This window comes from Thermoflexus sp., from assembly GCF_025055495.1.
GTDB lineage: Bacteria > Chloroflexota > Anaerolineae > Thermoflexales > Thermoflexaceae > Thermoflexus.
Genome location: NZ_JANWXB010000415.1, coordinates 1 through 8,349, shown reverse-complemented (window position 1 = coordinate 8,349; position 8,349 = coordinate 1). Strand labels below are relative to the sequence as shown.

Here is an 8,349-nt window from a genome sequence, read left to right as displayed (position 1 = left end):
TTGGCCCCCTGCACCGCCCCCGAAAGATGTTTTCTCCCCCCTCCTCACGGCCCAGAGGGCCGTGCGGAGGGGGGAGAAAGGGGGGAGGGGCCATGGCCTTCCGGACGGGCTTCGGTTCCTCAACCCCCCGTTGATCGCTGGACAAAGCACGAGTGGCCATAGAGAGAAACAAGATGGAGATCTGTCCTATGAGGCTTCCATTCTCATCGCCATGGCGGATCATCCAGCTATTGATGGTCTCCGAAATCCTCTGGGCACTGGGGGAGGGGCTTTTCTTCTATCTGGTTCCGGTATACGTGCAGGAACTGGGAGCCACGCCGTCGCAGGTCGGGATCGCGATCGGGATTGGGGAGCTGATTCTAACCGTAGTTTACCTTCCGGCGGGTTGGGTGGCGGATCGCCTCCCCCATAAGCCGCTGATGCTGGGCGGATGGATCGCCGGACTGGTGGGGGTTCTGGCGATGGCGGGAGCGAACAGCTGGCAAACGTTCATCCCGGGCCTGACGCTATATCTGGTGTCGGGCTACTGTCTTCCCATTATCAACGCTTACGTGGCCCGCATGGCCGGCCCCATCCCCCTGGAGCGAGCCTTTCCCTTGCTAAGCGCCAGCTACGCGCTGGGCGGCGTTCTGACGCCCGCCCTGGGGGGATGGCTGGCCCATCACTGGGGCCTGCGCCGGGTGCTGCTCATCAGCGCCGGGCTGTTCGCCCTATCGACCCTCGCTGCCCTCTTTCTCCCTATGGATCCGCCTCCAGAACGCTCGGGACACCGAAGCGTGCGGGAGCTCTGGCAAGGGATCCCATGGCGGTTCGGCCTGGCTCTTCTGGGCCTGTTCGCGATCGGGCAGGTGGGGCTGGTTCTGCTTCCGAACTTCCTGCAACAGGCCGGGGGTTGGACCAAAGCTCATTTGGGCCTCTTCGCCTCGCTCCAGGCGCTCGGGATCGTCCTGCTCGGCCCCGTGCTGGGCCGATGGGATCAAGGGCGGACGCGGCCGCTGGGGTTGCTGAGCGCGTGGGGACTGGGTTGGATCGCCTTTCTGCTCCTCCTGGTTGGATTCCGATACCTTCCGGTGGTGATCGGGGCCATGATGCTCCTGGGCGGCGTTTATGCCGGATACTCCCTGGCGGCGGCCCGGATTCTGCGTCTGGCATCCCAGGAAACCCGGGCCACGTCTTCTGCCCTGGTCCACACGGCCCGCAGCCTGGCCCTGACGCTGGCCGCTCCAGCGGCCGGATTCTTGTTCGCCCTTCAGCCCGCTTATCCACTGCAGGTCGCCTGGCTGTTGCTCCCCCTGGCGATCGGATGGACCTTTTGGGCCGGGGCGCTGGATCGAAAAGCGGAAGCCGTTTCGTCCGGACGCGGTTTAGGAAAAAATGGACGTGACCTATAATACAGGCACATCTGAATGCGGAGATGGAAATCACCTGTTCTGGACCTCCGGCCAACGGTTAACCTGCGTCGACGGTGTCAAGATCGGCGAAGGCCGATCCTTGGCGCCCAGCGCCTGAGAAGAGTCGATTGAATCATCGAAACGGGAGGGGACCGTGAAGGAACTTCTGGAGCGTGCGCTGAATGCCGCGCAACTGAAAGGCGCATCCTATGCGGATGTCCGCCTGGTCCACCGCATCGAGCAGTCCCTGCTGGTCCGCAACGGCGTGGTCCAGGGCATCAGCCAGATCGAGGATATGGGCTTCGGGGTCCGGGTGATCGCCGACGGCGCCTGGGGGTTTGCCTCCAGCGCCCGGTTGACCCTGGAAGAGGCAGAGCAGGTCGCTGGGCGAGCCGTTCAGATTGCGAAGGCCAGCGCCCTCTTCAAGAAAGAAGATGTAGATATCGGCCCGCCGGTCGTCCAGCGCGGAACCTATCGGACGCCGGTGGAGGTCGATCCCTTCACCATACCCCTCGAGAAGAAGCTGGAGGTTCTGCTGGCCGCGGACGCAGCGATGCGGGGGGTGAAGGGGATCGCCGCCACGGAGGCGGAGATGGTGTTCCTCCGCGAGCGAAAGACCTTCGCCAGCACAGAAGGATCCTGGATCGAGCAGGAGATCATCGAATCGGGCTGCAGCATCGAGGCCCTGGCGGTGGGGCCCGATGAGGTCCAGCGTCGCTCCTATCCGAATTCCGTGGGCCGCCATCAGATGACCCGGGGATGGGAATTCATCGAGGAATGCGACCTGCCAGGCCACGCGCCGCGCATCGCGGAGGAAGCGGTCGCCCTGCTCACCGCTGACCCCTGTCCGGATACCGTAACCACGGTGATCCTGGGAGGTTCCCAGGTTGCCCTTCAGATCCACGAATCGTGCGGGCATCCCATCGAGCTGGATCGCGTCTTCGGGACAGAGGCCGCCTACGCGGGGACCTCATTCCTGACCCCCGAGAAGCTGGGGACCTTCCGCTATGGCTCGGAGGTGGTGAACATCACCGCCGACGCCACGCTGCCCGGTGGCCTGGGGACTTTCGGGTGGGATGATGAGGGGGTGCCCGCTCAGCGGGTGGATATCGTGAAGGAAGGCCTCTTTGTCGGCTACATGACATCCCGCGAGACCGCCCGACAGCTGCTCAGGCTTCTCGGCCCCTCTCCTTATGTCACTGGCCTTTCCAACGGCACGATGCGGGCCTCGGGGTGGAACCGGATCCCCCTGATCCGGATGACGAATGTGAACCTGCTCCCCGGGACATGGCGCCTGGAAGACCTGATCGCGGATACCGAGGAAGGGATCTTCATGGACACGAACCGCTCCTGGAGCATCGACGATAAGCGGCTGAATTTCCAGTTCGGTTGCGAGATCGCCTGGGAGATCCGGGGCGGGAAGCGGACCCGCCTGCTGAAGAACCCGATCTACACCGGGATCACGCCGGAGTTCTGGCGCTCCTGCGATGCGGTGTGCAACGCAAATCACTGGGTGATCTGGGGGACGCCCAATTGTGGGAAGGGGCAGCCTTCGCAGTTGGCCCACACGGGCCATGGAGCCGCCCCCGCCCGCTTCCGCAATGTGCGGGTGTTCAGCCGGAAATAAAGCATATCTCCAAACCCCAAATGAGGGAGCATACGATGCTCGGCGAATCGCACATCCGTGAGCTCCTGGAGAACGCCCTGAGGATCTCTCCAGCGGATGAGACCGAGATCGTCCTGGAAGCCCACGACAGCGCGCTCACCCGCTTCGCCAACAACACGATCCATCAAAATGTGGCCGAGGTCAACACCGAAGTCGCCATCCGGGTAGTCCTGGGCAAGCGGGTGGGCTCGGCGATCACGAACCGTCTGACGGAAGAGGCGCTGGAGAAAGCCATCGCAGAGGCCGTGGCGCTGGCCCGACTGCAGCCGGAGAACCCGGAGTTCCCAGGCCTCCCGGATCCTCAGCCCATCGAACCCGTGACAGCCTTCGACGAGGCGGTCGCAGGGGCCACCCCGGAGTGGCGGGCCCGTGCCGTCGGCGCGGTCTGCCGATGGGCGGAATCCGCAGGGGCGAGCGCGGCGGGCGCGCTCTCCACCGGGATCTACGAACTGGCGGTGGCGAACTCCCGAGGGGTGTTCGCTTATCACGTGGGAACCGAAGCCCATTTCACCACCGTCGTGATGTGTGATGAGGGATCCGGTTACGCCCATCGAGCGGCCTGGCGTCTGGCGGATCTGGATGTGGAGGCCATGGGTCGATCCGCCGTCGACCGAGCGTTGCGAAGCCGGAACCCACGGCCGATCGAGCCGGGGGTATATCCGGTGGTGCTGGAGCCTTACGCGGTCGACGACATCCTTTCCTGGCTGGGTTATGCCGGCGCCGGCGCGCTGGCCGTCCAGGAGGGTCGATCATGGATGAACGATCGCATCGGCCGCCCGATCATGTCCCCCCTGGTGACCATTTGGGACGACGGCCGAGATGTGGCGGGATTGCCGCTTCCCTTTGATTTTGAAGGAGTCCCTCGTCAACGGGTGGTGATCGTGGAAAAGGGAGTTCCCCAGGGCCCGGTATATGATACGGTGACCGCCGCCCGGGAAGGCCGGCGTTCCACTGGCCACGCGCTCCCCCGTTCCCGTCCCCAGACGGCCAGCCTGGGGCCGATTCCCCTCCACCTGTTTATGGCTCCTGGGGAGGTAACGCTGGAGGAGATGATCCGTCAGGTCGACCGTGGCCTCTACATCACCCGGTTCTGGTATACCCGCCTGGTCCATCCCCGGGATTGTGTGCTGACCGGGATGACCCGGGACGGGGTGTTTTGGATCGAGAAGGGGGAGATCGCCTATCCGGTGCAGAACCTGCGTTTCACCCAGGGATATGTGCCGGCCCTGGCTCAGGTGCGGGCGGTGGGGACAGAGCGCTGGGTGCTCTCGGAGGGATTCGGGTTCACCTGCGTTCCCGCCCTCCTGTTAGAGGCCTTCACCTTCACTGGAGTGACGGAGATGCCCGGGCATTAGATGGGCGTCGCTCGGCAGGGAGGCGCCCTTGCGGAATGATATGCAGGGCGGATCGGTTTCTCTCTATCCTCTTTCGCCCCTCTCCGGTGGGAAGGGGAAAAGGATGTCGGTGGGGTTATCCGGCGGATGAGCCGGGTGCCAAGGGTGCCTGGCTCATCACCCAACTCCATAAGAATGCGCCGTTCGCTTTCTCGGGAGGTCGGCTATCTCCCTCCCCGCGTTCCAAAGGGTCGTGGGGAGGGTCATTCCACTTTATCCGCTCGGCTCCCAACGGTGTAACTTCTAACTCTTTTAGCCAGCGGAGGCTTCCATTGAGCGAGTCCAACATGTTGCTTGCAGTCCATGGGCATTTCTATCAGCCCCCTCGCGAGGATCCGTGGACTGGGGAGGTCCCCCCGGAGCCCGGGGCGGAGCCTTATCGCAACTTCAACGAGAAGATCACGGCCGAGTGTTATCGGCCGCTGGCGGAGCGCTGCCTGTTTGAGGGGATCAGTTTCAACGTGGGGCCTACCCTGATCGCCTGGCTCGCCCGTCACGATCCGGAGACTTACCAGAGGATCCTGGAGGCGGATCGGGTCAACGTGGCCCGGGGGGTGGGGAATGCCATCGCCCAATCCGCCCATCACACGATCCTTCCCCTCGCTCGTCGGCGCGATAAGATCACTCAGGTTTACTGGGGGATCAAATCCTTCCAGCACCGTTTCGGCCGGCATCCCCGGGGGATGTGGCTGCCGGAGATGGCTGTGGATCTGTCCACATTGGAGGTGCTGGCAGAGGCCGGCCTGACGTTCGCCATCCTTTCTTCGGAGCAGGTGCGGGGAGGGCTCACTAGGGGGGCAGGACCCTACCGGGTTCGCCTGGAGGCTAACGCGTATTTCACGGTCTTCGTTCGCGATCGGGATCTCTCCAATCAGGTTGCCTTCGCGCTGCCCTCTCTGGGACCTGCGGATCGCTGGGCGAAGGAGGCCCTGCGGGGAAGGCCCTATCTGACGTTGCTGGCGATGGATGGGGAGACCTTCGGCCATCATCACCGGGAAGGAGTGGATTTCCTGGAGCGCCTGCTTCACCCGCAGGCCCCGGGCTATGAAGTGGTGACCCTGACCGAGTATCTGCGGGCGCATCCGCCGGTGGAGGAAATCGAGGTGATCCAGAACACGGCCTGGAGCTGCGCCCATGGCCTGGCCCGCTGGAGCACGGGATGCGCCTGCACCCCTGGCGATTCCCGCTGGAAAGCGATCCTGCGGGCGGCAATGGATCTGCTATCGGAGGAGATCGATGCCGCCTATCTGGACCTCGCCCATGGGCGCATCGGGAATCCATGGAGGTTGCGGGACGAGTATATCCACGTGGTTCTGGGGGTGATGGATGCCCGCTCCCTATTGCGGGAATTCGCCGATCGACCTCTCTCCACGGATGTGGAGCAGCGGCTTCTGCTGGCCCTGCAGGCTCAGGTCCATCGCCAGCGCATGTTCGCCAGTTGCGGCTGGTTCTTTGCGGATCTGGATGGCCTGGAGCCCCGTCTGGTGATCCGTCAGGCGGCTCGGGCCATCGAACTGATCCAGGAAGCGACGGGGGTCGATCTGAGCGAAGGATTCCGTCACGCCCTGGCCCTGGCCCGAAGCGAGCGCACCGGCAAAACCGGGGCTCAGATCTTCGATGAGATCTGGGCCAACCGGCCAGGAACCCATCCCCCTTCCCATGCCAGCTCATAAATGCGAGTTGAGCTCCCTGCCCGTCTCCAGAGCCTCTCCTTGGTCCACGGGAGCGGTTAGGCGGACGGCGACCCCTTCGGCGGCACGGCCTGTCCTCGAACTTTCTTTGGACCTGAGGAGTTAGGCAGTTGGGCTCCTCGGGAGGGTTTTGGGGGCGGAGCTGAGCGCCTTCGGCCCCCAGCTCCGCCCCCAAGCCGAAGGCGTGCCACGCTATCCCTCATCTTCCCGGTCAGGGATCGGGAGGCCGATCCAGATCGGAGGCGATCTTCAAATCCAGAATAGGGGAACCGTCCAGCGCGTCCAGACCCCGCACGCGCACCACATTCCCTTCGATGGCCACTACACGCACCCCGGTAAGTCCGATCGGATTCGGTCGATACTGGGAACGGGTGGCGAAGACCCCTTTCATCGGCTTGGTGGGATCGCCCCGCGGGTGGACCTTCAGACGGGCTTCCTTCACCCGATCCAGAACATAAATGACCATCAAGATATCGCCAGGTTGTAGCCCCTCCAGACCCTCCACGAACTCCGGCTCCAAAACGAGCTCGCTCTCCTCCTGCCGCATCACATCCGCTTCCGTCCATTCTGAGAAGCGGCTCCGGACATATCCGATCGATCGGAACACCCATTCCTTTTGATCCATGCTGCTCTCCACCGGACTTTGGACGAACTGGCCGATCCTCTCATCCAGCCTGCCAGAGGAGACAAGTTTTTGCGAGGGGTGGAGGATAGGGGCCGCCTTCGGCGGCCCCTATCCTCCACAAGCTTCGCATGAAAGAATCATACGCGAACTCGCTCCCATGCCCCGCTCATGAAACGCCATCCAAAGAGCATGGCCCGCACGGCGAAATCCGCCAGCATGCCCATCCAGGCACCGGGCAATCCCCAACCCAGCCCGTGGGCGAAAAGCAGGGCGATCGGAAGACGAACGAGCCAGATGGATGTGGCTGTGATCAGCAACGTGTAATGGGTATCCCCAGCCCCGCGCAGCGCCCCGGAAAACACAAAGCTGAGCGCCATGGCCGGCTGGATCAGAGCAGTGATCCGCAAAGCGGCAGCGCCCTGACGGATGACCTCTGGATCCTCGGTGAAAAGATCCACCAGCAAAGGCCCTCCCAGCGCCAGGGCCAGTCCCATCGCTCCCATCAGCATCAACGCGAGGAGGAGAGCGCTGAACGTCGCCCGTCTTCCTGCTTCCGGCTGTCGGGCCCCCAGCGCTTGACCGGTCATGGTGGAAGCCGCCACGGCGAATCCCCACCCGGGGAGGAAAGAAAGGGACATCACCCGCAATCCGATTTGATGGGCTGCATAGGCCGCGGTCCCCAGGGCGGTGATGACCCCTGTTAGATTCAGGAGGGCGAGCTGGAGGAGCAACTGCTCCGCCCCTGCGGGCAATCCGACGCGCAGGATCCGTTTTAACACCTCCCATTCCAGCCCCAGCCCGCGATGCGGTAGGGCCAGACGAGGGGTCCCACGCCATAAACGCATCCCCACCAGCATCGCCCCCACGGTCCGGGCCATGGCTGCCGCGATCCCCAGCCCGGCAACCCCCAAATGGAAGAGACCCCAGGGGCCGGACAGCGCCCAGGCCAGGGCGGCGTTGGTAAAGACCACCACGGCCCACACACGCATCGGCGTGAGGGTGTCCCCGGCGCCTCGAAGCGCGGCATTGCCCACGAAGAGGAAAGCCATAGCCGGGAAAGAGAGGGCCACGAGGTTCAGATAGATGCGGGCAGCGGCGCCGACCGCCGGTTCCGCACCCAGAGCGACGAACATCCATGCCCCACCGATGCCCGCGAAGGCCATCCCAACCACCCCGATGACCACCGCACTGAGCAATGCTTGGAGGGTGATCCGGCCGGCCTGATCGGGATCGCCAGCCCCCACCGCTCGAGCCACCAGGGCAGTGGCTCCAACCCCGAGGGCGCCAAAGAAGACGGCCACCAGATTCACGATCTGGCCGCTCAGTCCCACAGCTGCCAGAGCAACGGTTCCTAAATGCCCGGCGATATACGCATCGGTCCAATCCACCACAATGTTCAATAACTGCTCCAGGACCGCCGGCCAGGCCAGCCCGATCACGATTTTCAGAGGCCATCGGCCAGGAACACTCAAACGGGCTCTACAGGCAATCCCGAGCCCGCCCGGGGCGCGTCGGATCTCACGGTGCGGCATGGGTTTACCCTTGAACCTACGACGGGATATTAAATCCGGTCAAAGCCCTA

The 8,349-nt window shown here is 63.8% G+C and carries 6 protein-coding genes; 4 read left to right on the top strand and 2 right to left on the bottom strand.

Features of this window, described 5'->3' with window-relative positions; genetic code table 11:
• Nucleotides 1-188 precede the first annotated feature (188 nt).
• The 4 genes from NZM16_RS13575 (at nucleotide 189) to NZM16_RS13560 (ending at nucleotide 6,124) form a co-directional block, all read left to right on the top strand.
• Entirely contained in the window at nucleotides 189-1,391 is a 1,203-nt protein-coding gene (locus NZM16_RS13575) for an MFS transporter (RefSeq protein ID WP_295451454.1), read from the top strand.
• 154 nt (nucleotides 1,392-1,545) lie between these two features.
• A complete protein-coding gene (locus NZM16_RS13570; RefSeq protein WP_295451452.1) occupies nucleotides 1,546-3,018 on the top strand; it encodes a TldD/PmbA family protein in 1,473 nt (490 codons plus the stop codon).
• A 35-nt stretch (nucleotides 3,019-3,053) separates the two neighbouring features.
• Nucleotides 3,054-4,412 (top strand): TldD/PmbA family protein, encoded by a 1,359-nt coding sequence (locus tag NZM16_RS13565; protein ID WP_295451449.1) that lies wholly within the window; start codon nucleotides 3,054-3,056, stop codon nucleotides 4,410-4,412.
• A 311-nt stretch (nucleotides 4,413-4,723) separates the two neighbouring features.
• The gene (locus tag NZM16_RS13560; RefSeq protein WP_295451447.1) at nucleotides 4,724-6,124 is read left to right on the top strand and encodes a DUF3536 domain-containing protein; all 1,401 of its coding nucleotides are present in this window, start codon (nucleotides 4,724-4,726) and stop codon (nucleotides 6,122-6,124) included.
• A gap of 229 nt (nucleotides 6,125-6,353) precedes the next feature.
• Here the strand turns inward: NZM16_RS13560 and tsaA are convergent, their stop codons facing one another.
• Together tsaA and NZM16_RS13550 are read right to left on the bottom strand one after the other, a co-directional pair.
• Nucleotides 6,354-6,767, bottom strand: a complete 414-nt coding sequence (tsaA, locus tag NZM16_RS13555; protein ID WP_295480884.1) for a tRNA (N6-threonylcarbamoyladenosine(37)-N6)-methyltransferase TrmO — start codon at nucleotides 6,765-6,767, stop codon at nucleotides 6,354-6,356.
• 137 nt (nucleotides 6,768-6,904) lie between these two features.
• Entirely contained in the window at nucleotides 6,905-8,239 is a 1,335-nt protein-coding gene (locus NZM16_RS13550) for an MATE family efflux transporter (RefSeq protein WP_295480882.1), read from the bottom strand.
• Between the last annotated feature and the right edge of the window lie 110 nt (nucleotides 8,240-8,349).

Bases quoted from the DNA above. Each gene is read 5' to 3' on its own strand.
- NZM16_RS13565 (WP_295451449.1), top strand. From the start codon at position 3,054: ATGCTCGGCGAATCGCACATCCGTGAGCTCCTGGAGAACGCCCTGAGG.
- NZM16_RS13575 (WP_295451454.1), top strand. From the start codon at position 189: ATGAGGCTTCCATTCTCATCGCCATGGCGGATCATCCAGCTATTGATG.
- tsaA (WP_295480884.1), bottom strand. From the start codon at position 6,767: ATGGATCAAAAGGAATGGGTGTTCCGATCGATCGGATATGTCCGGAGC.